17 protein-coding genes and 1 tRNA gene are annotated in these 24154 nt (G+C 71.9%); 13 read left to right on the top strand and 5 right to left on the bottom strand.

The window, feature by feature from the left end:
* Positions 1 to 106 precede the first annotated feature (106 nt).
* Positions 107 to 277 (top strand): hypothetical protein, encoded by a 171-nt coding sequence (locus ACRB68_RS01405; RefSeq protein WP_153530497.1) that lies wholly within the window; start codon positions 107 to 109, stop codon positions 275 to 277.
* A 165-nt stretch (positions 278 to 442) separates the two neighbouring features.
* Here ACRB68_RS01405 and ACRB68_RS01400 read toward each other — a convergent pair whose 3' ends face one another.
* Entirely contained in the window at positions 443 to 1228 is a 786-nt protein-coding gene (locus ACRB68_RS01400; protein ID WP_235958691.1) for a helix-turn-helix domain-containing protein, read from the bottom strand.
* A gap of 155 nt (positions 1229 to 1383) precedes the next feature.
* Positions 1384 to 1457 (bottom strand) — tRNA-Leu (locus ACRB68_RS01395).
* Positions 1458 to 1560: 103 nt separating this feature from the next.
* On the opposite strand from ACRB68_RS01395, the gene ACRB68_RS01390 reads away from it, so the two are divergent.
* From ACRB68_RS01390 to ACRB68_RS01365, 6 genes are all read left to right on the top strand, one after another.
* Complete coding sequence (locus tag ACRB68_RS01390) at positions 1561 to 2187, top strand: ANTAR domain-containing response regulator (RefSeq protein ID WP_328593592.1); 627 nt, start codon at positions 1561 to 1563, stop codon at positions 2185 to 2187.
* A gap of 306 nt (positions 2188 to 2493) precedes the next feature.
* A complete protein-coding gene (locus ACRB68_RS01385) occupies positions 2494 to 3663 on the top strand; it encodes a branched-chain amino acid ABC transporter substrate-binding protein (RefSeq protein ID WP_207709551.1) in 1170 nt (389 codons plus the stop codon).
* A gap of 110 nt (positions 3664 to 3773) precedes the next feature.
* Complete coding sequence (locus tag ACRB68_RS01380) at positions 3774 to 4742, top strand: branched-chain amino acid ABC transporter permease (protein WP_153530494.1); 969 nt, start codon at positions 3774 to 3776, stop codon at positions 4740 to 4742.
* On the top strand, positions 4739 to 5860 hold the full coding sequence (locus ACRB68_RS01375) for a branched-chain amino acid ABC transporter permease (RefSeq protein ID WP_153530493.1): 1122 nt from the start codon (positions 4739 to 4741) through the stop codon (positions 5858 to 5860). The genes ACRB68_RS01380 and ACRB68_RS01375 overlap by 4 nt, the downstream gene beginning before the upstream one ends.
* Complete coding sequence (locus ACRB68_RS01370; RefSeq protein WP_456356030.1) at positions 5857 to 6666, top strand: ABC transporter ATP-binding protein; 810 nt, start codon at positions 5857 to 5859, stop codon at positions 6664 to 6666. The genes ACRB68_RS01375 and ACRB68_RS01370 overlap by 4 nt, the downstream gene beginning before the upstream one ends.
* Entirely contained in the window at positions 6656 to 7441 is a 786-nt protein-coding gene (locus ACRB68_RS01365) for an ABC transporter ATP-binding protein (protein ID WP_153530492.1), read from the top strand. Before ACRB68_RS01370 ends, ACRB68_RS01365 begins: the two co-directional genes overlap by 11 nt.
* 53 nt (positions 7442 to 7494) lie before the next feature.
* On the opposite strand, the gene ACRB68_RS01360 is transcribed toward ACRB68_RS01365, so the two are convergent.
* Positions 7495 to 8031 carry a DUF4352 domain-containing protein gene (locus ACRB68_RS01360; RefSeq protein WP_153530491.1) on the bottom strand — a complete coding sequence of 179 codons (537 nt, stop codon included), beginning with the start codon at positions 8029 to 8031 and terminating at the stop codon, positions 7495 to 7497.
* 247 nt (positions 8032 to 8278) lie between these two features.
* Positions 8279 to 8701, bottom strand: coding sequence for a PaaI family thioesterase (locus ACRB68_RS01355; protein ID WP_153530490.1), 423 nt, complete (start codon positions 8699 to 8701; stop codon positions 8279 to 8281).
* 44 nt (positions 8702 to 8745) lie between these two features.
* Here ACRB68_RS01355 and polA point away from each other — a divergent pair, with 44 nt between their 5' ends.
* The 6 genes from polA (at position 8746) to coaE (ending at position 18299) form a co-directional block, all read left to right on the top strand.
* Positions 8746 to 11439 (top strand): DNA polymerase I, encoded by a 2694-nt coding sequence (polA, locus tag ACRB68_RS01350; protein WP_328593591.1) that lies wholly within the window; start codon positions 8746 to 8748, stop codon positions 11437 to 11439.
* 786 nt (positions 11440 to 12225) lie between these two features.
* On the top strand, positions 12226 to 13359 hold the full coding sequence (locus tag ACRB68_RS01345; protein ID WP_328593590.1) for a polysaccharide deacetylase family protein: 1134 nt from the start codon (positions 12226 to 12228) through the stop codon (positions 13357 to 13359).
* 236 nt (positions 13360 to 13595) lie between these two features.
* Positions 13596 to 15080 (top strand): 30S ribosomal protein S1, encoded by a 1485-nt coding sequence (gene rpsA / locus ACRB68_RS01340; RefSeq protein WP_153530489.1) that lies wholly within the window; start codon positions 13596 to 13598, stop codon positions 15078 to 15080.
* A gap of 164 nt (positions 15081 to 15244) precedes the next feature.
* Entirely contained in the window at positions 15245 to 17191 is a 1947-nt protein-coding gene (locus tag ACRB68_RS01335; protein WP_153530488.1) for an endonuclease/exonuclease/phosphatase family protein, read from the top strand.
* 2 nt (positions 17192 to 17193) lie between these two features.
* Positions 17194 to 17682, top strand: coding sequence for a GNAT family N-acetyltransferase (locus ACRB68_RS01330; RefSeq protein WP_328593589.1), 489 nt, complete (start codon positions 17194 to 17196; stop codon positions 17680 to 17682).
* Positions 17683 to 17696: 14 nt separating this feature from the next.
* Positions 17697 to 18299 (top strand): dephospho-CoA kinase, encoded by a 603-nt coding sequence (gene coaE, locus ACRB68_RS01325; RefSeq protein ID WP_328593588.1) that lies wholly within the window; start codon positions 17697 to 17699, stop codon positions 18297 to 18299.
* 4 nt (positions 18300 to 18303) lie between these two features.
* Here the strand turns inward: coaE and ACRB68_RS01320 are convergent, their stop codons facing one another.
* On the bottom strand, positions 18304 to 24102 hold the full coding sequence (locus tag ACRB68_RS01320) for a WD40 domain-containing protein (RefSeq protein ID WP_153530487.1): 5799 nt from the start codon (positions 24100 to 24102) through the stop codon (positions 18304 to 18306).
* Between the last annotated feature and the right edge of the window lie 52 nt (positions 24103 to 24154).

The raw sequence follows: 24154 nt of genomic DNA, 5'->3' as shown, positions 1-24154 counted from the left end.
CGCAGCCCCGTCCCGGCCCCGCCGGGACGGGGCTGCGGCGTCACCGGCCGATCACGGTTGAGGTCCACTGTGGACACGGCCGTGATCAGAACCGCATCCTGAACACATGGACGACGAAACCAAGCCCGCCGCCGCCGACGCCGCGCGCTGGCGCACCCTGCCGCCCCGAACCCCCCTGGAAGACCTCACCACCGGCCAGGAAGTCCCGCCCACCCCCCAGGCCCTCGCCGAATCCACCCCCACCCCCATGGAGGAGGCCGTCCGCTACCCGGTCTGACACCGGCCGTTCACCCGGACCACCCCCGGCCGCCCCTGGGCCCCACCCCGGCCGGCCGGGCCCCAGGGCCCACCTCCGCTCCGGCCGCCGCCCGCCCGCCCCCGCGCCGCGACCAAGATCATTAGGGTCCTGGGGCCCTACCGGCCCGTCCCCGGGGTGTGATCTTCAGAACTTCGGGCCGACGAACCCGTCCAGCCGCGCCACCGCCTCCCGCTTGGCGACGGAGATGTTCCTGGCGTTGTTCTGCTTCCACTCGATGCCGAGCCGGTCGAGCGCATCGGTGAAGAGCATGCGAATATCGTCGGAGGCATTGGTGAAGAAGTAGCGCGGGTACTCGTAGAGGCGTTCCCCACTTTTGAACTGCCGCCGTACCTTGTTCATGGCCCGGCAGCCATCCGAGTGAATCAGGCCGCGGATGAACTCCTGGGAGAAGTTGGCGACGATCTCGTCCTGCCAGGAAGCGAGCTCGATCTTTCGAGTGTGCTTGTGTCCCGGCCCGTGTTGAGGGAACAGACATGGCCAGTGCTTGGAGTGAGAACCGACGGACTTGCATCCTGACTTCTGGTAGCGGCCCACCTTTGAATCGGGCATGACGGCGGCGACCGCCTCGGCGGCTTCGTCGACGAGCCCAGGCCATGCGTCGGAGCAGGCGAGCTCCAACCGGTAGACGTCTCTGCCCTTGTGTGTCAGGCAGCCGTCGCCAAGGTAGACGCCGAGCAGGTAGGCGTATGCCTGCCGATCGACATCGACTGTTCGGCAGCGAGAGCACTCGTCTTTGGTGAGGAGTGCGGGCGGAGCGGCGGCGCGCTTGTCCGCGTCTCGCCAGAGGCGGATGCTGTGCGAGCTGACGCCGCAGGCGAGAGCGATTTCTTGGTCGGTAAGCCCGTTTTGTTTAAGTTTTCGGGCTAGTTCCTTGCGTGAATCCGGGGGCATGGGAACAGGATTGCTCATGAACGGCTAGATGTCGTCATACCGCGGTATGCAATGCGGCGGCGCGACAGAGTGCCCGGCAGGTGATACCGCCGTATGGCGAAGCGCATGGTAAGTGATACCACCGTATGACAGAGCCGCCGCCCGGTCAGCCGGGCGGCGGCTCTGTCATATTGTGCCCCGAGTGGGATTCGAACCCACACTAAACGGGTTTTGAATCCGCGTCCTCTACCAATTGGGATATCGGGGCTTTTGTCCTGATAAAACGGACATTTTTTATTCAGTTTTCTTGGGTCGCCGGTGGGCTGCGGGCCCACCTGCCGAGGACCAGCGTAGCGGGTCCCGGTAGTCTCGTGCGCGTGACGGAGAGCGCTCGGCGAGTTGTGATCGCAGAAGATGAGGCCCTGATCCGGCTGGATCTCAAGGAGATGCTGCAGGAGGACGGCTACCAGGTCGTCGGCGAGGCCGGCGATGGCGAGTCGGCGGTGCGGCTGGCCCTGGAGCACAAGCCGGACCTGGTGATCCTGGACGTGAAGATGCCCGTGCTGGACGGGATCTCGGCGGCGGAGCGGATCTCGGCGGAGCGGGTGGCGCCGGTGGTGATGCTGACGGCGTTCTCGCAGCGGGAGCTGGTGCAGCGGGCGACGGAGGCGGGTGCGATGGCGTACCTGGTGAAGCCGTTCAGCAAGTCGGATCTGGCGCCGGCGATCGAGGTGGCGGTGAGCCGGTACACCGAGATGCGCGCGTTGGAGGCGGAGGTCGCCGGTCTGCAGGATCGGCTGGAGACGCGCAAGGTGGTGGATCGGGCGAAGGGGATCTTGCAGGAAGTGAATGGGATGTCCGAGCCTGAGGCGTTCCGGTGGATTCAGAAGACGTCGATGGATCGGCGTTTGACGATGCGTGCGGTGGCGGAGGCCGTGGTGGCGGGTGCGTCGGGCGGGTCGGGTGGTTCGGGTGGTGGTGAGCCGGCCGGGGGGTGAGTCGTGGTGTCCGGTGGGTCGGGTCCGGGGGCCCGGGTCCTGAGGCCTTAGGGTGGGCGGGGTACTGGGCCGGGCGTCCTGGTGTGCGGTGACGCTGGGTGATAGTTCCTGGCAACGGGGGTGCTCCGATGGGCACGGAGCAGTAACGAACGAATAACCCTTCTATCCGGGGGTACTGATCTGGGCGCTCTGCTCGGTGTACGACATACCTGGTCCCCGAGTGACCGATTTCTCCTCCTGAGATTCGGCTTCGGGACATGACTCGTACCCGATCCGTTCCGGATCCGGATGGAAAGGTTGGGCACCTTGCGGCGCAACATGTTGAGGGTCACCGGCGCGGTGGCGATGAGCGCGGTGCTGGCGCTTGGCGCGGCCGCGTGTGGCGGTGGCGACGGCAAGGGTGGCGACACTCTGAACATCGGCTTCATGGGCGACCTGTCCGGTCCGGACTCGTCGATCGTGATCCCGCCGAACAAGGGTGCGCAGCTGGCGATCGAGCAGTACAACGCGACGAACCCGAAGAAGAAGCTCAAGCTGGTCAACTACGACACGCAGGGCAAGGAGAACCAGGCCGCGGCGCTGGCGCCCAAGGCGATCAAGGACGACAAGGTCGTCGCGATGATCGGCCCGGCGTTCTCGGGTGAGTCCAAGGCGGCGGACGGGATCCTGGAGAAGGGCAAGATCCCCAACATCACGCCGTCGGCGACCAACCCGGACCTGGCCAAGCAGGGGTACAAGTACTGGCACCGCCTGGTGGCGACGGACGCGGCGCAGGGCGCCGGCATCGCCGAGGCGATGATCAAGGCCAAGTCGCCGAAGAAGGCCTATGTCATCAACGGCAAGAAGGCCTACAGCGTCGGTATCGGCGACTTCGCCTTCAACACCTTCAAGGGCAAGGGCCTGACGGTCCAGCGGGACCAGATCGACGAGACGGCGTCGGACTTCTCCTCGACGGTGACCAAGGTCAAGTCGTTCGCGCCGGACGTGATCTTCTACGGCGGGTACTACTCCGAGGGCGGCAAGCTGCTGAAGCAGCTGCGCGACGGCGGGGTGACCGCGATGTTCGCCTCGGGCGACGGTTCGCTGGACGCCAAGCTGGTGGAGGGCGCGGGCGCCAAGCAGGCGGAGAACGCGGTCATCGGCTGCCCGTGCTTCATTCCGTTCGGTCAGCAGACCGACCCGACGCTGGTGAAGTTCGTCGCGGACTACAAGGCGAAGGTGGGCGCGGACCCGTCGATCTACTCGACCGAGGGGTATGACGCGGCGTCGGCGTTCATCGCGGCGATCAAGGCCGGCAACACGACCGGTGAGAAGATCAACGACTTCCTGAAGACCTACACCGCCAAGGGTGTGTCCAAGGAGATCAAGTGGGACGCCACCGGTGAGCTGGCCGCGACCACGATCCACCTGTACCAGGTCGAGGGCGGCACGATCAAGTGGCTCGGCACCTCTGACCAGGCCAAGCTGAAGGGCTGACGCCTCCTGCCGTCACCTTGAGGTGATGGCGCGGGGGCGGGGGCGCTACCGCGCTCCCGCCCCTGTCAGCCGGGCGGCTGATCGCCGTCCCCGTTTTGAAGGCGAACCCATTGTTCAACGACTTCATCTCTCAATTTCCGCAGTCCACGGTGGATGGGCTGGCCGTCGGGGCCATTTTCGCGCTGATCGCGCTGGGCTACACGATGGTGTACGGAGTGCTCCGCCTGATCAACTTCGCGCACTCTGAGATCTTCATGGTCGGCACGGTGGCCGGCCTGTTCACGATCAGCCAGGTGTTCGACATCAAGAGCCCGCTGACGGGGTTCGCGCTGGTCGGCATGGTGCTGTTGCTGCTGGTGGTGGCGATGGCGGCGTCGGGTGGCGCGGCGGTGCTGCTGGAGCTGGTGGCCTACCGGCCGCTGCGCAGGCGCGGCGCGTCGCGGCTGGCGGCGCTGATCTCGGCGATCGGCGCGTCGTTCTTCCTGCAGGAGGTCTTCGCGCTGCAGGTGATCCCGAAGCTGTTCGACCGGCCGGAGGGGCGCAACCAGATCGGCGTTCCGCGGATCATGGACAAGGACGTGCTGTTCAGCGTCGGCAGCATGGACGTGCGCACCGACCATGTGCTGGTGGTGGTGGCGGCGGTCGTCATGATGGTGGCGCTGGACCAGTTCGTGACCCGTACCAAGGTCGGCCGGGGCATCCGGGCGACGGCGCAGGACCCGGAGACGGCGGTGCTGATGGGTGTCAACATCGACACCATCGTGCGCACGACGTTCCTGCTGGGCGGCGCGATGGCGGGTGTCGCGGCGCTGCTCTACATCGTCAAGTTCGAGATCACCGCGTACAACATCGGGTTCATCCTCGGTGTGAAGGCGTTCACGGCGGCGGTGCTGGGCGGGATCGGCAACCTGCGCGGTGCGCTGGTCGGCGGTTTCGCGCTGGGCCTGATCGAGAACTGGGGGGCCATCTTCTTCGGCTCCGAGTGGAAGGACGTGATCGCCTTCACGGTTCTGGTCATCATCCTCATGTTCCGTCCCACCGGGCTTCTCGGTGAGTCTCTTCAGCAGGCGCGCGCATGAACCTCACGAAGAAGAAGAACAGCTCTCCGGCCCGTTCCCGGCGCGACGTCCGGGACATCTGGGCGGACTCGCCGTGGTACGTCCGTACTGCGATCTACGTCCTGTTGTTCCTGTTCGCGATGTTCGTTCTGCCGTCGGACGGCGTGAAGTCGTTCATGTCGCCCGAGACCGACTGGGTGACCACGCTGTGGGACCCGATCGGCCTGTACATCCTGCTGGCGCTCGGCCTGAACATCGTGGTCGGGCAGGCCGGCCTGCTGGACCTCGGCTACGTGGCGTTCTTCGCCATCGGCGCCTACAGCGTGGGCGTGCTCGGCAAGATCCACCACTGGGGCTTCTGGTACACGGTGGTGGCGGCGCTGCTGATCGCGGCGGTCTCGGGCATCCTGCTGGGCGCGCCGACGCTGCGGCTGCGCGGCGACTACCTGGCGATCGTGACGCTGGGCTTCGGCGAGATCATCCGGATCGTGGCGCGCAACACCGACGCGATCGGCGGCTCGCAGGGCATCGAGGGGCTGCCGCGGCCGCCGGCGATGTTCGGCCTGGACTTCGAGAACCTGCTGGACGCCAAGCCGTTCTACTACCTGGTCCTGGTGATGATCGCGCTGGTGATCATCATCTCGGTGCGGCTGAACCAGAGCCGGGTGGGCCGGGCGTGGACGGCGATCCGCGAGGACGAGGACGCGGCCGAGCTGATGGGCGTGCCGACGTTCAAGTTCAAGCTGCTGGCGTTCTTCATCGGCGCGATGATCGGCGGTCTCGCCGGCACCGGCCAGATGGGCGGCGTGCAGGGCTACATCCAGCCGGAGAACTTCACGTTCATCCTGTCGGCGACGATCCTGGTCTGCGTGGTGTTCGGCGGTTCGGGCAACATCCCGGGCGTCATCCTCGGCGCGTTCATCATCGCCTGGCTGCCGGAGCGGTTCCGGTTCATCCAGGAGTACCGCACCATGGCGTTCGGCGTGGTGCTGGTGGCGATGATGATCCTGCGTCCCGAGGGCCTGCTGCCGTCGCGGCAGCGCAAGGCCGAGATGAAGGAGGGGGCGGGCACCCTGGGCGCGATGGGCGGCGAGGTCGCCGGCCCCGACACCGAGGCGTCCGTGGAGGTGACCAAGTGAGCGACATCGAGGCCGGCCAGGCCGAGGGCGTCGGCGAGCCGCTGCTGGAGCTGCGCAACGTCACGATGCGCTTCGGCGGCGTGACGGCCCTGCGCGAGGTGGAGCTCACCGTCCGCAAGGGTGAGATCTTCGCGCTGATCGGGCCGAACGGCGCGGGCAAGACGACCGTGTTCAACGTGACGACGGGCGTCTACAAGCCGACCGAGGGCGAGATCGTCTTCGACGGCAGGCGCATCAGCGGCATGAAGCGCTTCAAGGTCACCAAGTCGGGCGTGGCGCGCACGTTCCAGAACATCCGGCTGTTCCACAACATGTCGGTGCTGGAGAACGTCATGGTGGGCGCGGACGCGCACCACAAGACGGGTGCGATCGGCGCGATCCTCGGCCTGCCGTGGCACCGCAAGGAGGAGCGCCAGGGCCGGGAGACGGCGCGGGCGCTGCTGGACTTCGTCGGGATCGGGCAGAAGGGCGACGAGACCGCCAAGAACCTGTCCTACGGCGACCAGCGCCGGCTGGAGATCGCGCGGGCGCTCGCCACCGACCCCAAGCTGCTGCTGCTGGACGAGCCCGCGGCCGGCATGAACCCGGCCGAGAAGGTCGCGCTGCAGGCGCTGATCCGCAAGATCCGCGATTCGGGCCGGACCGTGCTGCTGATCGAGCACGACATGGGGCTGGTGATGGACATCAGCGACCGGATCGCGGTGCTGGACTTCGGTCAGAAGATCGCCGACGGGCTGCCCCGCGAGGTGCAGAACAACCCCAAGGTGATCGAGGCGTACTTGGGGGCTCCCGCCGATGCTTCTTGACATCCAGGACATCCACGTCCACTACGGGAAGATCGAGGCGCTCAAGGGCATCTCGCTGCAGGTCGACGAGGGCGAGATCGTCACGCTGATCGGCGCCAACGGCGCGGGCAAGAGCACCACGCTGAAGACGATCTCGGGGCTGCGGCCGCTGTCGTCGGGCAAGGTGGTCTTCGAGGGCAGGGACATCAGCAAGATGCCCGGCCACAAGCGGGTGCTGGTCGGCATCGGCCAGTCGCCCGAGGGCCGCGGCGTGTTCCCCGGCATGACGGTCGAGGAGAACCTTTACATGGGCGCCTACGCCCGCAAGGGGGACGCCTCCAAGACCCTGGCCGAGGTGTACGAGCTGTTCCCGCGCCTGGCCGAGCGCAAGAAGCAGTTCGGCGGCACCATGTCGGGCGGTGAGCAGCAGATGGTCGCGATCGGCCGCGCGCTGATGACCGACCCGAAGGTGCTGCTGCTGGACGAGCCGTCGATGGGCCTGGCCCCGATGCTGATCCAGCAGATCTTCGACATCATCAAGGAGATCAACCGGCGCGGCAAGACCGTGCTGGTCGTGGAGCAGAACGCGCAGCAGGCGCTGTCGCTGGCGCACCGCGCGTACGTGCTGGAGACCGGCGCGGTCGTCAAGAGCGCGCCCGCGCGGGAGCTGCTCGACGACCCGCAGGTGCGCGCCGCCTACCTCGGCGGCGACCTGGCGGTCGAGGACACCGCGCCCGCGGCGGGCACCGCCGCGGACGGCTCCGTCGACCTCGGCAAGGGCGAGGCCGGCGAGTAGGGACCGCGTGACGCCAGACCCCCGTCCGGGTTCCCGGGCGGGGGTCCGGCGCGTCAGGGCAGGCGCAGGTCGACGCCCTGCTCGTCCTTCATGTCCATCAGCGTGATGCCGCCGTACAGGCGCAGCGCGGTGGCCTTGGCGTTCTTGGGCAGGTCGTACCAGAGGTCGAACTCCACCCGCATGGTCGGGCCGATCTCCACCTTGTCCGGGACGCGCTTGACGATGCGGGCGTTGTAGTCGGGCAGGACGGTCGCGCCGCCGGCGGTGACGATCCGCTGCCGGGTCAGGTCCAGCGTCGTGGAGGTGCGGCCGTTGTTGACCGCGACGAGCCGGACCCGCACGAACACGCCGTTCGGCCGCACGTCGGCGTGGCTGCCGACCATCTCCGGCAGCGCGGGCGTGTACCCGATCAGGGTGAACTGGGTGTCGCCGTCGCTCACCGGCGGCACGTGCGCCGCCTGCTCGCCCTCGCGCACGGTGCGCGCGGGCAGGTCGTAGGTCGCCTGGGCCTTCGGGGAACCGCCGTCCGAGCAGGCCGCAGCAAGGGACAGCAGGAGGGCGACGCCGGTCGCCGGCACGGTCAGCCGCATGGGGCGACGGTAGATCGCGGACACGCCGGAGGGAACCGTTCCGGCGGACTCGCAACCCAACCGCAACCAGCGAAACGCGTTGACCGGTGACATGCGCCTGTTCCCGGGAACGCCGAAGGCCCGGGACCACCTTTGGGGCCGCACGCCCCCGCGGGGACGGGCGTTGTCTACTCGGTGGTCCCGGGCCTTGCTCCAAGGTAGCGACCTTGGACCGTGCTCCGCAAAGGAAGCGCCGGAAGATCGGTGATCAGGCGCCGGGAGCGTCGCGCAGCATGCACGTCAGCCGGGCGGTGCACACCCGCCGGTCCTGCTCGTCGGTGATGACGATGTCGTAGGTGGCCAGCGTGCGGCCGCCGTGCGCGCGGGTCGCCACGCCCGTCACGAAGCCCTCGGTCGCCGACCGGTGGTGGCTCGCGTTGATCTCCACGCCGACCGCGATCCGGCCCTCGCCGGCGTGCAGTACCGCGCCGGTCGACCCGATCGTCTCGGCGAGGACGCAGGAGGCGCCGCCGTGCAGCAGGCCGTAGGGCTGGGTGTTGCCCTTGACCGGCATCCGCGCGACGACCCGCTCGGGGGTCGCCTCCAGGAACTCGATGCCCATCGTCTTGGCCAGGTCCCCCAGCGCCTCGCCGCCGAAGCGGCCGAGGAGTTCGCGCTGCTCCTGGTTCATTCAGCCTCCCTCGAACTGTCGTACGCGCAGACTAGAGTCACCCTGTGGCGACGAAAGCACCGACCCCTGACAAGCCCCGGCTCCTCCTGCTCGACGGGCACTCCCTGGCGTACCGGGCGTTCTTCGCGCTCCCGGTGGAGAACTTCAGCACCTCCGACGGGCAGCCCACCAACGCGGTGTACGGCTTCACCTCCATGCTCATCAACGTGATGCGCGACGAGCAGCCGACGCACGTGGCGGTGGCGTTCGACCGGTCCGAGCCGACGTTCCGGCACCAGGCCTACGACGAGTACAAGGCCGGCCGGGCCAAGACCCCCGACGAGTTCCGCAGCCAGGTCAGCCTCATCCACGAGGTGCTGGACGCGCTGCGCATCCCGCGCATGTCGGTGCCCGGCTTCGAGGCCGACGACATCATCGCCACCCTGTCGGTGCAGGCGACCGCCGCCGGGATGCAGACCCTCATCGTCACCGGCGACCGCGACGCGTTCCAGCTGGTCGACGAGAACGTCACGATCCTGTACCCGATCCGCGGGGTGTCGGAGCTGGCCCGGATGGACCCCGCCGCCGTCGAGGCCAAGTACGGCGTGCCGCCGCAGCGCTACCGCGAGCTGGCCGCCCTGGTCGGCGAGAGCAGCGACAACCTGCCCGGCGTGCCCGGCGTCGGCCCGAAGACCGCCGCCAAGTGGCTCACCCAGTACGGCGGCCTGGACGAGCTCGTCGCCCGCGTCGACGAGATCAAGGGCAAGGCCGGCGAGAACCTGCGCGCCCACCTGGCCGGCGTGCTGCGCAACCAGCAGATCAACAAGCTGGACTGCGACGTCGCGCTCGAGCTGGCCCCGCCGCAGCTGACCATGGGCCAGTGGGACCGCGACGAGATCCACACCCTGTTCGACTCGCTGCAGTTCCGGGTGCTGCGCGAGCGGCTCTACGCCTCGATCAGCGCCGCCGAGCCCGAGGCCGAGGAGGGCTTCGAGGTGGCGCTGGAGGCCCTGGAGCCCGGCGCCCTCGGCGCCTGGCTGGAGGCCAACGCCACCGCCGCCGACCGGATCGGCGTCGCCGTCACCGGCACCTGGGGGCGCGGCACCGGCGAGATCACCGGGCTGGCGCTGGCGTCCAAGAAGGGCCCCGCGGTGTCGCTGGACCCCGCCGAGCTGATCGCGGACGACGAGCGCGCCCTCGCCGGCTGGCTCGCCGACCCCGCCCGCCCGAAGGCCCTGCACGACGCCAAGGGCCCCATGCTGGCCCTGGCCGCCCGCGGCCTCACCGTGGACGGCATCACCAGCGACACCGCCCTGGCGGCCTATCTGGCGCTGCCCGGGCAGCGCTCCTTCGACCTGGCCGACCTGGCGCTGCGCTACCTGCACCGCGAGCTGCGCAACGAGGGCGAGGAGTCGGGCCAGCTCACCCTGGACGGCTCCGGCGAGGAGGAGGCCGCGCAGGACCTGGCCGTGCGCGCCCGCGCCGTCGCCGAGCTCGCCGACGTCCTGGACACCGAGCTGGACGAGCGCGGCGCCACCCGGCTGCTGCACGAGGTCGAGCTGCCGCTCGTGCGGGTCCTGGCCGGCATGGAGCGCGCCGGCATCGCCGTCGACGCCGACCACCTGGCCGGCCTGTCGGCCACCCTCGGCGCCCAGGTCAAGGACGTCGAGCAGGCCGCGCACGCCGCCGTCGGCCACGAGTTCAACCTCGGCTCGCCCAAGCAGGTCCAGCAGGTGCTGTTCGACGAGCTCGGCCTGCCCAAGACCAAGCGCACCAAGACCGGCTACACCACCGACTCCGAGGCCCTGACGAACCTGCTCGCCAAGGACGGCCACCCCGTCCTGGAGCACATCCTGCGCTGGCGCGAGGTCGCCAAGCTCAAGAGCATCGTCGACTCCCTCATCCCCATGGCCGACGACGCCGGGCGCATCCACACCACCTTCAACCAGATGATCGCCGCCACCGGCCGGCTGTCGTCCACCGACCCCAACCTGCAGAACATCCCGATCCGCACCGCCGAAGGCCGCCAGATCCGCGAGGCGTTCGTCGTCGGCGACGGCTTCGCCGCCCTGCTCACCGCCGACTACAGCCAGATCGAACTGCGGATCATGGCGCACCTGTCCGGCGACGAGGCCCTGCTGGAGGCGTTCGGCTCCGGCGCCGACTTCCACACCATCACCGCCTCCCGCGTGTTCGGCCTGCCGCCCGAGCAGATCGACTCCGAGCTGCGCGCGCGCATCAAGGCCATGAACTACGGCCTCGCCTACGGCCTGTCGGAGTACGGCCTGTCCCAGCAGCTGCGGATCTCGCCCAGCGAGGCCCGCGGGCTGATGGAGGAGTACTTCCAGCAGTTCGGCGGCGTCCGCGACTACCTCGGCGAAGTGGTCGCCAAGGCCCGCCAGGACGGCTACACCGAGACCATCCTCGGCCGCCGCCGCTACCTGCCCGACCTCAACTCCGACAACCGCCAGCGCCGCGAGATGGCCGAGCGCATGGCCCTCAACGCCCCCATCCAGGGCTCGGCCGCCGACATCGTCAAGGTCGCCGGCCTCAACGTCGACCGCGCCCTGCGCGAGCACGCCCTGACCTCCCGCATGCTGCTGCAGGTCCACGACGAACTCGTCTTCGAGGTCGCCGAGGGCGAGCAGGAGACCCTGGAGAAGCTCGTCCGCGAGCAGATGGCCGGCGCCTACGACCTGCGCGCACCCCTGGAGGTCTCCATGGGCACCGGCAGGACCTGGCAGGACGCTGCGCATTAGGTAATTTCGGCCTACGGCCTCGCCTGGCGGCTCGGCCTAACCGAACTTACGGCGAGCGCTGCATCGCTTCGCGATCTGACGGGCGGGGCCCGCCTTCGGCGTCGCCCCGCCCGTCAGCCTCCGGTCGCGCTCGCGGTGGCCGATGTCCTTGCGGGGCTGGGAAGCGGGCTGGGGCGGGTGCGGATGGAGTCCCGCCTCGGCCTTGCCGGAGGTGTGGCTGATCGTCGTATCGCTTCGTGATCCGGCGGAGCGGGGTTCGCCTTTGGCGCCGCCCTCTCGTTAGGCCTTTGGTCGCGTTCGCGGTGGCTGGTGTTCTTGTGGGGGTGGGAAGCGGGCTGAGGTGGGTGTGGACGGGGTCGTGTCTCGGCCTTGCCGGAGGTGTGGCTGATCGTCGTATCGCTTCGTGATCCGGCGGGGCGGGGTTCGCCTTTGGCGCCGCCCTCTCGTTAGGCCTTTGGTCGCGTTCGCGGTGGCTGGTGTCCTTGCGGGGGTGGGAAGCGGGCTGAGGGGGGAGTGCGGACGAGGGCCGTTTCTCCGGTGTTGCCTTCGCCGGTCTCCGGCTGTGCGAGGTGACCGGTGTCCCTGTGGGTGGGGTAAAGGGCGTATCCCCGGCTTGGCCGGAGGGGATGCTGGGGCGTTAAGTCTTGGGCGGGGCGGGGCAAAAACGTGGTGAGGCTCGGCCCGGTCGGTGTGATCGATGTCGGGTTAGTGAGGTTCGGCCCGTTCGGGGGTGGATGGTCGTACGCTGTTGCGAGGCCGAGTAGGTAACGCCCCCGGGAGACGCCTGTGCCGTTCCTCCACAAGATCGCCGGAGTCGTCCTGCTGGGCGCGCTGATCCTCGGGCTGACGCTGCCGGGGCAGCGTCCCCGGCGGGCGGGGACCGTCGCGCACGCGGGTGCCGCCTCGCAGGCCGCCAGGCCCGCGCCCGCTGCTTCTCCGCAGCAGGTTCCGGCGACGACGAGGGCGCCCTCGACCCCGGCCGCGCCCTCCGTCCGCCCCTCGGCGACGCCGCCCGCGCCGGTCCGGGCCGCTACGCCGCAGGCCGTCGCGGTGCGGGCCAACGAGCTCGGGGAGATCCCGGTCCTGATGTACCACCGGATCATGAAGAGGCCGGTGCTGTCGCTGGACCGGTCGACCGGGGAGCTGCGCGCCGAGCTGACCCGGCTCGCGCGGGAGGGGTACGTGCCGATCACCGCCGCGGAGCTGGTGTCGGGGCGCATCGACGTGCCCGCCGGGCGGCATCCGGTGGTGCTGACCTTCGACGACAGCTCGCCCGGGCATTTCGGGCTGGACGCGCGGGGGCAGGTCGAGCCCGACACCGCCGTCGCGATCCTGGAGGACGTGGCGCGCCGGAACCCCGGGTTCCGGGCGACGGCGACCTTCTACGTCAACGACGACCTGTTCGGCATGGGGGAGCGGGCCGCCGAAGGGCTGAAGTGGCTCATCGGCCACGGGTACGAGATCGCCAACCACACCGTGCACCACCTGGACCTGTCGCGGATGTCCCAGGGCGGGGTGCGCAAGGAGATCGGCGGGATGGAGGACAAGATCTTCCGGCTCACCGGCCGGCACACCGCCACCTTCGCCTACCCCTACGGCGCGATCCCGGCGCGGCGGGCCTGGGCGCAGCGCGACGGCGGCCGGTACGGGTTCCAGGGCGTCTTCCTGGCCGGGTGGAAGCCCTCGGAGTCGCCGTTCGACAAGGGGTTCGACCGGTGGGCGGTCACCCGGATCCGGTCCGAGGGCAAGATCAAGGAGAACGACTGCCGGCGGTTCTGCTCCACGGCGTGGCTGGACCGGCTGGACGAGAACCCCGGTGAGCGCTACACCTCTGACGGCGATCCGGGCACCGTGAGCTTCCCCCGGGCCGGGCTGGGCCGCCTCGGCGGGCGGTTCCGGGACCTCGCCCGCACCTACTGACCGGACGCGTCCCGCCGCTCCGATTGACCACAGGGCCCTGGTCCCATATCCTGATCGCTGCGCTGTGGGCCTGCGCGCGCTTCGGACAGAGCAGGCTCGCGCTCGGTCAGGTCGTCGACTTTCGGTTCCCTGACGCGGTCCAGGCCGCGTCTCTCCTCCGGTCCTCGGCAGGGCGGATACCGGCCCTCCGCGCATCAACGACACCCACTATGTCCGCATCCGGAGTCAGCCGACACATGACGAGCAGCACCGAGGCCACCTCGACCACCCCGCAGGTAGCGGTCAATGACATCGGGTCAGAGGAAGCCTTCCTCGCCGCGATCGATGAGACCATCAAGTACTTCAATGACGGTGACATCGTCGAAGGCACCGTCGTCAAGGTCGATCGAGACGAGGTCCTCCTCGACATCGGCTACAAGACCGAGGGTGTCATCCCCTCGCGTGAGCTCTCCATCAAGCACGACGTCGACCCCAACGAGGTCGTCACCGTCGGAGACCACGTCGAGGCCCTCGTTCTCCAGAAGGAGGACAAGGAAGGCCGTCTGATCCTGTCCAAGAAGCGCGCTCAGTACGAGCGCGCCTGGGGCACGATCGAGAAGATCAAGGACGAGGACGGCATCGTCACCGGCACGGTCATCGAGGTCGTCAAGGGCGGCCTCATCCTCGACATCGGCCTGCGCGGCTTCCTGCCCGCGTCGCTGGTCGAGATGCGCCGTGTCCGCGACCTGCAGCCCTACGTGGGCCGCGAGCTCGAGGCCAAGATCATCGAGCTCGACAAGAACCGCAACAACGTGGTGCTGTCGCGCCGCGCCTGGCTGGAGCAGACCCAGAGCGAGGTCCGCCAGACCTTCCTCAACACGCTGCAGAAGGGCCAGGTCCGCAAGGGCGTCGTGTCCTCGATCGTCAACTTCGGCGCCTTCGTCGACCTCGGCGGCGTGGACGGCCTGGTGCACGTGTCCGAGCTGTCCTGGAAGCACATCGACCACCCGTCCGAGGTGGTCGAGGTCGGCCAGGAGGTCACGGTCGAGGTGCTGGACGTCGACATGGAGCGCGAGCGCGTCTCCCTGTCGCTGAAGGCCACCCAGGAAGACCCGTGGCAGCAGTTCGCCCGCACCCACCAGATCGGCCAGGTCGTGCCGGGCCGCGTCACCAAGCTGGTGCCGTTCGGCGCGTTCGTCCGCGTCGAGGAGGGCATCGAGGGCCTGGTGCACATCTCCGAGCTGGCCGAGCGCCACGTGGAGATCCCCGAGCAGGTCGTGCAGGTCGGCGACGAGATCTTCGTCAAGATCATCGACATCGACCTGGACCGGCGCCGCATCAGCCTGTCGCTGAAGCAGGCCAACGAGAGCGCCGCGGGCGTCGAGGAAGAGGACTTCGACCCGACGCTGTACGGCATGCCCGCCGAGTACGACGCCGAGGGGAACTACAAGTACCCCGAGGGCTTCGACTCCGAGACCGGCGAGTGGCTCGAGGGCTTCGACGAGCAGCGCGAGACCTGGGAGCGGCAGTACGCCGAGGCCCGCGCCAAGTTCGACGCGCACCGCAAGCAGATCGAGGAGGCCCGCAAGGCCGAGGCGGAGGCCGAGACCACCGGCGGCACCACCGCGGCCGGCACGGAGACCTCCTACTCCGGCGGCGGCGAGAGCGAGACCACCGGTGGCGCCCTGGCCACCGACGAGGCCCTCGCCGCGCTGCGGGAGAAGCTCTCCGGCGGTCAGTGACCCGTCGCAGCGTGACCGCGCCCGCCGCGCGGCGCCCCCACCGGGGCGCCGCGCGCGGGCCGGTGGTCGAATGAGCACGGCCGGAAGGCGTCCCCGCGGGGGCGCGTTCCGGCCGTGATCTGTTTCCCCGCCCTTCCTCCCACGCCCCCGGAGCACTCGTTCAATTGGCCAGCACAGAGGCAGGCATCAAGACCGGCGGCGGCCCGGCGGCCGGTCCGTCCATCGTCCCGCAGGGCCCCGCGCGGCTCGCGCTGATCGCGATCACGGTCGCGGTGCTCGCCCAGACCCTGCGCTTCTCCCTTCCGCAGTTCGACCGTTTCGGGGCGGACGCCGGGTACGGCGCCGCCGCCGGCGCCGTGCTCGCGGTGTCCCTGGCCGGGTTCGCCGCGCCGCTGCTGCGCCGCGCCGCCGGCCCGCGCGGGCTGCTGGCCGGCGGCGTCGGCGCGCTGCTGGCCGTCCGGCTGCTGGCCCAGGCGCTCTCGCCCCAGCTGTGGCTGGCCTTCCTCGGCGCCGCCGTCGGCATGATCGCGGTGGCGGCGCTGTACGAGGGCGCGCGCGGCCTGTCGGGCGTCGGCTTCGCCACCGCGACCGTGGCCGGCCTGGCCGCCGACACCGCGGTGCGGATGGCGTTCGGCACCTGGGACCCGGTCTGGCGGTCCGACGTGCCGTCCTGGCTGGCGTGCCTGCTGTTCGTCGGCCCCGGCGCGTTCGCCCTCTACCGCGAGCTCGCCTCGGGCCCGGTCGCCGCGCCCGGCCTGTCCTGGCGCGACGCGCTCGGCGCCGCCGCGTTCGGCCCGTTCCTGGCGCTGCAGGTGCTGGTGCTGTCCAGCCCCGCGTTCGTGGCCTCCAGCGGCTGGGTGTCGCTGACCGCCGCGCACGTGATCGTGGTGATCGGGCAGGGCCTCGCGCTGGCGTTCCTGGCCTCGGGCCTGGCGGTGCGGGCCGTCCCCGGCGGGGTGTGCGTGCTCGGCGGCACCCTGCTCGGCATCGGCGCCGGCACCATCGCCGGGACCTACGCGGTGACCGGCGTCGAGATCGTTCCGGTGGTGATCGGCGGGCAGGTGCTGGCGGCGTGGCTGCTGGCGGTCGCCTGCCGGGCGCCGCTGCGCCGCGCCGGCACCGGCGGCCCGGTCTGGCGCGTCGACATCGGCGCCGCCCTCGGCGGGTTCCTGGTCGCGCTGGTGCTGCTGCCGTACCAGATGAGCGCCATCACCGACCTGCCGCTGCCCAACAACCTGCTGCCCGGCCTCGCCGGCATCCTGCTGGGCGCGCTGGCCGCCATCGCCGCCGCGCGCGGCGGCCCGCTGCCCGCGCGCGCGCCGCTGCGCGCCCTCACCGCGGGCGCGGGCGCGCTCGTCCTGCTCGCCGGCACCCTGCTGTACACCCTCGTCTCGCCGAAGGGCACGGCCCCCGCGGCCGCCGTCGCCGGGCAGGTCCGGGTGCTCAGCTACAACATCCACGACGCCGTCGACACCGGCGGGCGGCTGGACCCCGAGGCGGTCGCCCGGACGATCGAGCGGCAGCGGCCCCAGGTCGTGCTGCTCCAGGAGGCCGGGCGCGGCGCGCTCATGTCGGGCACCACCGACGTCGGGGTGTGGCTGTCGCGGCGCCTCGGCATGAAGCTGCTGTGGGGCCCGGCCGCCGACGGCCAGTTCGGCAACGCGATCTTGACGTCGCTGCCGGTGCGCGGCTCGGGCACCGGCCGGATGCCGCGCGGCGACTGGTCCCAGATCCGCGGCTACGTGTGGGCGCGGCTGCAGGTCGGCGGCACCACCATGGACGTGTGGTCCACCCACCTGTCCGAGGGCGGCGGGCACGGCCGGGCGCGCCTGCGCGAGGCCGCGGCGCTGCTGCGGGCCTGGGGCGGCGCGCCGCGCACCCTGATCGCCGGCGACTTCGGCGCCGGCCCCGGCAGCGCGGAGGTCGAGCGGGTCACCGGCGGCGGCCGGCTGCGCAGCGCCGCGCTCGGCGACGCCACCCCGACCGCGGGCCGCGACCGGCCCGACTGGATCTTCGGGACCGACGACCTGCTGTTCGGCGACTACGAGGTGCCGGCCTCGGCGGCGTCGGACCACGCGCCGGTCGCGGTCACCGTCCGGGTCGGGGGCTAGGCGTGGCCGAGGTCAGGATCGAGCCCGCCCGGCCGCAGGACGCGGGCCCGATCCTGACCGTGCAGCGCGCCGCCTACGTCACCGAGGCGCAGCTGTACGGCGACCCGTTCATCGCGCCGCTGGTGGAGTCGGCCGGGCAGGTGCGCAGGGTCATCGAGAGCGACGCGGTGGTGCTGAAGGCGATGGCGGGCGACCGGCTGGCCGGCGCCGTCCGCGCCACCTTCGGCGGCGCCACCTGCCTGGTCGGGCGCCTGGTCGTCGCGCCCGACCTGCACGGGCGCGGCATCGGCTCGCGGCTGATGCGCGAGCTGGAGGCCGCCGTCGCCGGGCGCGCCGAGGCGTGCGTGCTGTTCACCGGCCACCTCAGCGAGGGCAACCTGCGCCTGTACCGCCGCCTCGGGTACGCCGAGACGCGCCGCGAGCGGGTCGCCGCGCACCTGACGTTCGTGCACATGCGCAAGCCCCTCCCTCCCGCGGAGCCGGCGACCTGAGTACGGTGGTGCCCGTGCTGAAAGTGGGACTCACCGGCGGAATCGGGTCGGGCAAGAGCGAGGTGTCGCGGCGGCTGGCCGCCCGCGGCGCCGTGGTCATCGACGCGGACAAGATCGCGCGCGAGGTGGTGGAGCCGGGCACGCCCGGCCTGGCCGCCGTCGCCGCCGAGTTCGGCGACGGCGTGCTGCTGCCCGGCGGCGGCCTGGACCGCGAGAAGGTCGGCTCGATCGTGTTCGCCGACCCCGAGCGGCTGAAGGCGCTGAACGCCATCGTGCACCCCCTGGTGGGGGAGCGGATGCAGGAGCTGATGGACGCCGCCCCGGCCGGCGCCATCGTCGTCTACGACGTCCCGCTGCTCACCGAGAACGGCCTCGCCGAGCTCTACGACGTCGTCGTGGTCGTGGACGCGCCCGTCGAGACGCAGCTGGACCGCCTCACCTCCCGGCGCGGCATGACCGAGGCCGACGCGCGCGCGCGGATCGCCGCGCAGGCGACCCGCGAGCAGCGCCGCGCCATCGCGCACCACGTCATCGACAACTCCGGCAGCCTGGCCGACCTGAAGGCCCGCGCCGACGAGCTGTGGGAGGAGCTCGCCCGCCGCGCGGCGGCGGGCTGAGCCCTCAGAACGCCGCCTCCAGCGGCAGCCGCCGCACCTCGGGCAGGTAGGGGTCCAGCTCGCCGGGCTCGAACCGGCACATCCCGATCGCGTGCCAGAACTCGGCGTTCCCGCCGCCCTCCCACTTGTAGCGGCCGTCGGGCGCCAGCGCCGCCCAGCCCTCGGCGAGGCCGAGCAGCGTGACGCGGCGGGCCGGCGCGGACCGGTCCGCCACGTCCCACACGATGATCGAGCCGTCGTCGCCGGCCGTGGCCAGCAGCTCACCGCCGGGGCTGAACGCCGCCGACCACACGCGCCGGGTGTGCCCGGTGAGGGTGTGCAGGTAGCGGCCGGTGCGCGGGTCCCACAGCCGGACGACCAGGTCGTCGCCGGCGGTCGCCAGCAGCTCCCCGTCGGGGCTGAACGCCGCCGTCCACAGGCGCCCGGTGTGCCGGGTCAGCACATGCCGCGCCTCACCCGAGCGCAGGTCCCACAGCCGCACGGTCCCGTCGTTGCTCGCCGACGCCAGCAGCGCACCGGACGGGTCGTGCACCACCCGGTAGACGCGGTCGGTGTGGCCGCGCAGCTCGTTCAGCAGCCCGCCGTCCTCGGCGCCCCAGACCCGCACCACGCTGTCGTCGCAGCCGGTCGCCACGCGCCGCCCGTCGGGGCTGAAGTCGATCGAGCGGACCCGGCCGCGGTGGTCGGCGAGGTTGGCGACCTCGCGGCCGGTCGTCCAGTACCACAGGCGGACGGTGTCGTCGTCGTTGGCGGTGGCCAGCACGTCCCCGGCGGGGCTGAACGCCTGCGCCCACACGTGGTCGGTCTCCACGTTCAGCTCGCGCTCGAAGATCCCCGCGGCGGCCTGCCACAGGTGCACGCCGCCGTCGTTGGTGGCGGTCGCCAGCTGCGTCCCGGCCGGGTTGAACGCCACCGAGGTCAGGTTGTCGGCGGCGCCGCGCAGGGTGCGCGCCAGCCGCCCGGTGCGCGGGTCCCACAGCCGCACCAGGCCGTCGTTGCCGCTGCTGCCGAGCAGCCCGCCGTCGGGGCTGAAGGCGACGCCGGTGACGCGGCGGCCGTGGCCGCGCAGCACCGTGCGGCACTGCCCGGTCTCGGCGTCCCACAGGCGCGCGGTGCCGTCGTTGCTGCTGGTGGCCAGCTGCTCGCCGTCGGGCCGGAACGCGAACGGCCAGACCGCGCCGCGGTGGCCGGCCAGGGCCAGGCGCTGCGTCCCGGTGGCGGGGTCCCACAGCCGGACCGAGCCGTCGCTGTCGGAGGTGGCCAGGCGCGACCCGTCGGGGCTGAACGTCGCCTGGTAGATCGCGCCGGTGTGCCCCGACAGGGTGCGGCGGTGCTCGCCGCCCTCCCACAGCCGCAGCGACCCGTCGGTGTCGCCGGTGACCAGCAGGTCGCCGCCGGGATGGTAGGCGATCGCGTAGACGCGGCCGGTGTGGCCGAGCAGCTCGCCGCGGATCTCCCCGGTGCGGACGTCCCAGAGCCGGACCACGCCGGCCTCGTCGCCCGCCGCCAGCAGCGACCCGCCGGGGCGGAACACCGCGCGGAACACCGCGCCGCGGTGCCCGGCCAGGGTGCGCACGAGCGCGCCGGTGGCCAGGTCCCACACCCGCAGGGTGCCGCTCGCGTCGCCGGTGACCAGCATCGTCATCGCCGGGTCGAACACCGCGGTGTAGACGGGCGCGGTGTGGCCGGGCAGCTCCTGGCGCAGCTCTCCGGTGCGGGCGTCCCAGACGCGGATCACGCCGTCGGCGGCGCCCGCCGCGACCAGCACGGGGCCGTCCCCGCCGCCGCCGACGATGACGGGCCACACGCCCTCGGGGTGGACGGTGAGGGTGTGCGCGCTGTGCCCGGTCGCCAGGTCCCAGATCCGCACGGTGCCGTCGGCCGAGCCGGTCGCCAGCAGCGAGCCGGCGGCGTCGAACGCGACCGCGTAGGCGCGGTCGCGGTGGCCCTGCAGGTTGCGCAGCGGCGCGCCGGTGACGGCGTCGACGAGCAGCACCCCGCCGTCCTCGCTGCCGACCGCCAGGATCGCGCCGCCGGGGCTGTAGGCGAGGGGCTGGGGCAGCCGGCTGGTGCGGAAGTGGAAGCCGTAGGGGACGCCGACCGCCGCCGGGGTGAGCTGGGTCTCCACCGGGCGGCCGGGCGCGATCGCGGCCTCGTACAGCTCGGGGGCGCGCGCGATCCGGTCGGGCAGCGTCGCGCCGATCAGCGCGGCGCGCGTCCACCGGCCCCCCTCGACGGTCGCGTCGCGCAGGTCGGCGCGGGCCAGCCGGGCCCGCGACAGGTCCGCGCCGCGCAGGTCGGCGCCGGTGAGGCGGGCCTCGTCCAGCCGCGCTCCGGCCAGGCACGCGTCGCGCAGCACCGCGCGCGACAGGTTCGCGCCGACCAGCTGGGCGTCGGTGAGGTCGGCGCCGGTCAGGTCGACGTCCTGCAGGTCGCGGTAGGACAGGTCCTCGCCCTGCAGGTTCGCGCCGCGCAGGTCGGCGCGGGCGGGCGTGCGCAGCCGGGTGGTGACCTTGATGGCGTTGCTGCGCGCGGCGTCGGGCGCCGCGGCGTCGGCCAGCACCCCGGCCGCCCACTCCTGGACGGCGCGGGTGTCGGCCAGGTCGCACAGGAAGTCCACGGTGAGCTGCGTCAGCGCCTGCCGGCCGAGCTCGGCCGGGACCGCCCCGGCCGCGAACCCGGCGGCCAGGTGCCGGGCCACCAGCCACTCCATCACCGACCCGTGGATGAACCCGAACAGCCCGGCGTCGGTGCGCACCAGCAGGCTGCCCGCGCCGACCGCGTGCGTCACCTGCGACGCCGACATGCGGCCGCCGGCGAGGCCGGTCAGGGCGTCGGCGATGTCGGACAGCTCGGCCAGCCGCAGGAACTGCTCGCCGCTCTCCCACAGGCGCAGCGCGAGCGTGGTGACCGCCTCCCACATCGCCGGCACGTCCAGGCCGGGCGCCCCGCCGGGCTGGCGGACCCGGCCCGCCTCGTGCGTCAGCCAGGTGGTGAGGATCTCCCGGTACAGGTCGGCGGGGGAGACGGTGTGGCGGGCCTGCGCGACGGCGCGCAGCCGGTCCTCGGGCAGGTCGGCGATGAAGCTCAGCATCCGCGGGTTGGCCGACAGGCCGAACAGCTCCCCGATGCCCTCCAGCAGCCGCAGCCGCTCGTCGGCGACCTGCTCGTCGGCGTAGCGGTTGACCAGGTAGGAGCGGACCTGCGCGGGGGAGAAGTCCTCCAGGCCGAGGACGCGGCGGTGCGGCAGCACCCCGACCCGCTCGCCGAGCGCGGTCAGCACCTGCGCCTGCGACTTGAAGTGCTGGGTGCGGCCCGCCACCACGATCTTGGCCTTGTCCTGCGCGGCCTGCAGCAGCGTGTCCAGGTGGTCGGCGGCCTGGTCGTAGGAGACCCGGGTGACCAGCTCGTCGAACCCGTCGAACAGCAGCACGATGCGGCCCTGGCGCAGCATGTAGTGGAACGCCTTGAGGTCGATCAGCTCCTCGCCGTGGTGCGCCAGGTGCGCGGCGACCAGGGCGTCCACCGACTGCGCCTTGTCCAGGGCGCGCAGCTCGATCAGGATCGGGATGACGTGCGGCAGCTCGGCCGGGATGCGGCGGGCCAGCTCGCGCAGCGCGAACGTCTTGCCGCGGCCGAAGTCGCCGAGGAGCAGCAGGAACCGGCCGTGGTCGGCCGCCAGCAGCCGCAGCACGTCGCCGACGACGTCCTGCCCGGGCTCGGCGGACGCGGGCCGGTCCAGCTCCCGGTAGCGCTGCGGCACGTACAGCGACGGCGGGTACAGGCCGCCGGTGGCCAGCCGCGCGGTCTGCCCGGCCACGTACTCCGACAGGTCCAGCAGCCCCTGGAACTCGGTGAGGCTGCGCAGCCGCACGCCGCGGCGCAGCGCGTCGTCGCGCAGGGTGCGGGGCGGCGGCGGGCCGAGGTAGACCAGCTCCGAGCCGTGGTCGGCGCCGTCGGCGTGCACGTGCCGGACGAAGGCGTCCACGTCGGGCTCGGTCGGCCGGCCGACGTGCGCGCCGATCCGGTACTGGCGGACGAACCCGTCCTCCAGGTGGGTGAGCAGCAGGTGCGGCGGGTCGGCGTCGACGCGGCGGATCGTGGCCCGCTCGAACCGCGTCTCGCACGCCTCGGCGAGCCGGTCCAGCAGCTGCGCGGTCGGGTCGGGGCGCGGGTCGTCGTCGCGGGGCCGCGGGACCGGCGCCGGGAGCTGCGGCGGCTCGGGCGGCGGCTGCTCGTCGGGGACGGGGAAGGTGCCGTGCACGTCGATCCAGGCGCGCTCCAGCCGGCGCGGCGCGGGCTCGGCCGGGGTCCAGCGCTCCAGGCCGTCGCGCGTCAGCACCGCGATCTGGTGCCGCCCGGGACCGGGCGAGGGCAGCGACGGGGTCCCGGACTCCAGCTCGGGGATGCCGCCGAGGTCGGTCTCGGCGCCCTGCAGGAACAGGTTGACGTGCCGGCCGAGCAGCGCGCCCGCCTCGGCGGCGTCGCGCAGCGCGCCCGGCTCGCCGGCGACCGGGCTGTGCTCGACCGCGCCGAGGCGCAGCCACCCCTCGGCCTCGAACTCGCGCAGCCGCTCGGTGAACCAGGCGGCCTGCGCGCGGCCGACCAGCCCGTAGCGGTCCTGCTCGCGGTGGGTCTGGGCGAGCGTGGAGTTCAGGCCCGCGACGACCACCTTCAGGTCCGGCACCGCGAACAGCGTCCACGGCTGCGCGCTGTCGAAGATCAGGCCGTCCAGGCCCTGGTAGAAGTCCTTGAACAAGGTGGCGAAGTGCCGCCACTTCGGCCAGTACGGCGGCTGCGGCTCGATGTCGTCGGCCTCGCAGCTGGAGAAGTAGGCCTGGCTCGCCGCGCGCGTCACGTCGTGGGTGCCGGGCACCACCACCACGCGCTGCGCCTCCAGCCCGAGCAGGTTGCGCAGGCTGGTGAGGAACGACAGCGCCTCGGTGAACTCGCGGCGGCTGCCCGAGTGGGTGAGGTTGCCGGTGACGACGAGCAGCTCGGGGCGCGGCACCCCGGCGTCGGCCATCCGGGTGACGTCGCTCCAGATCCGGTCCTGCAGCTCGGTCGCGGTCGCCGGCTCGTCCGGGCCGCCGAGCGTGCGGCCGAAGCGGGGGCCGGGGACGTGCAGGACGCTGAGCCGCTCGCGCGGCCCGTCGCCCTCGCCGCCCGCCACCGGGAAGCGCGGCGCCCGCACCGGGACGCGCCGCGCCGCCCGCTCGCCGGTCATCGGCGGCTGGCCGGTCTCGGCGGCGGCGAGGCCCGTCGGCGTGCTCACCACCCGCGGCTGCACCACGACCGGCGCCGGCGGCGCGGCGCCCTCGCCGCCGCCGGGGAAGCCCGGGCCCTCGAACGGGCGGGCGTGCCCGGCCAGCGACTCGCCGATCCGGCGCATCAGCAGGTCGCGCGCCCGGCCCGGGTCGGCCACGCCCACCAGGTCCACATAGGTGATCGTGGACAGCAGGCCGTCGATCGGGCAGTCCTCGATCCGCACCGTGATCAGCTTGCGGGACGGGTCGTCGGGATCGGCGCGCAGCGCCGTCATCCACTCCCACCGGCCGTACCGCGACCGCAGGTAGTTGCGCGACAGCACCGCGATCACCGCCTTGGCCTCCGACAGCCCGCGGTCCATGAAGTCGATGAAGTTGGTGCCGGGCACGAAGTCCCACGCCTGCATCATGGTGCGGTGGCCGGCGGCCTCCAGCTGCCAGGCGATCCAGGACGCCCATCGCTCGTCGGCGGGGGAGTAGCTGATGAAGAAGTCCGTCGGACGTTCCTGCCCGAACCGTTCGGCGGAGGAGGTCATGCGGTCAGTATTCCTTGCCCGTACGGCCCGCCGCAGCGCCCCGGCCGCCCTT

The organism is Actinomadura macrotermitis, from assembly GCF_009604375.1.
Taxonomy (GTDB): Bacteria; Actinomycetota; Actinomycetes; order Streptosporangiales; family Streptosporangiaceae; genus Spirillospora; species Spirillospora macrotermitis.
Note: the sequence above shows the minus strand (reverse complement) of the source record. Positions and strands in the feature narration are given on the sequence as shown.

Excerpts from the sequence above, each read along its gene's own strand:
- rpsA (WP_153530489.1), top strand. The coding sequence starts at position 13,596 with ATGACGAGCAGCACCGAGGCCACCTCGACCACCCCGCAGGTAGCGGTC.
- ACRB68_RS01360 (WP_153530491.1), bottom strand. The coding sequence starts at position 8,031 with ATGCGGCTGACCGTGCCGGCGACCGGCGTCGCCCTCCTGCTGTCCCTT.
- ACRB68_RS01355 (WP_153530490.1), bottom strand. The coding sequence starts at position 8,701 with ATGAACCAGGAGCAGCGCGAACTCCTCGGCCGCTTCGGCGGCGAGGCG.
- ACRB68_RS01320 (WP_153530487.1), bottom strand. The coding sequence starts at position 24,102 with ATGACCTCCTCCGCCGAACGGTTCGGGCAGGAACGTCCGACGGACTTC.
- ACRB68_RS01400 (WP_235958691.1), bottom strand. The coding sequence starts at position 1,228 with ATGAGCAATCCTGTTCCCATGCCCCCGGATTCACGCAAGGAACTAGCC.
- ACRB68_RS01375 (WP_153530493.1), top strand. The coding sequence starts at position 4,739 with ATGAACCTCACGAAGAAGAAGAACAGCTCTCCGGCCCGTTCCCGGCGC.
- ACRB68_RS01365 (WP_153530492.1), top strand. The coding sequence starts at position 6,656 with ATGCTTCTTGACATCCAGGACATCCACGTCCACTACGGGAAGATCGAG.
- ACRB68_RS01405 (WP_153530497.1), top strand. The coding sequence starts at position 107 with ATGGACGACGAAACCAAGCCCGCCGCCGCCGACGCCGCGCGCTGGCGC.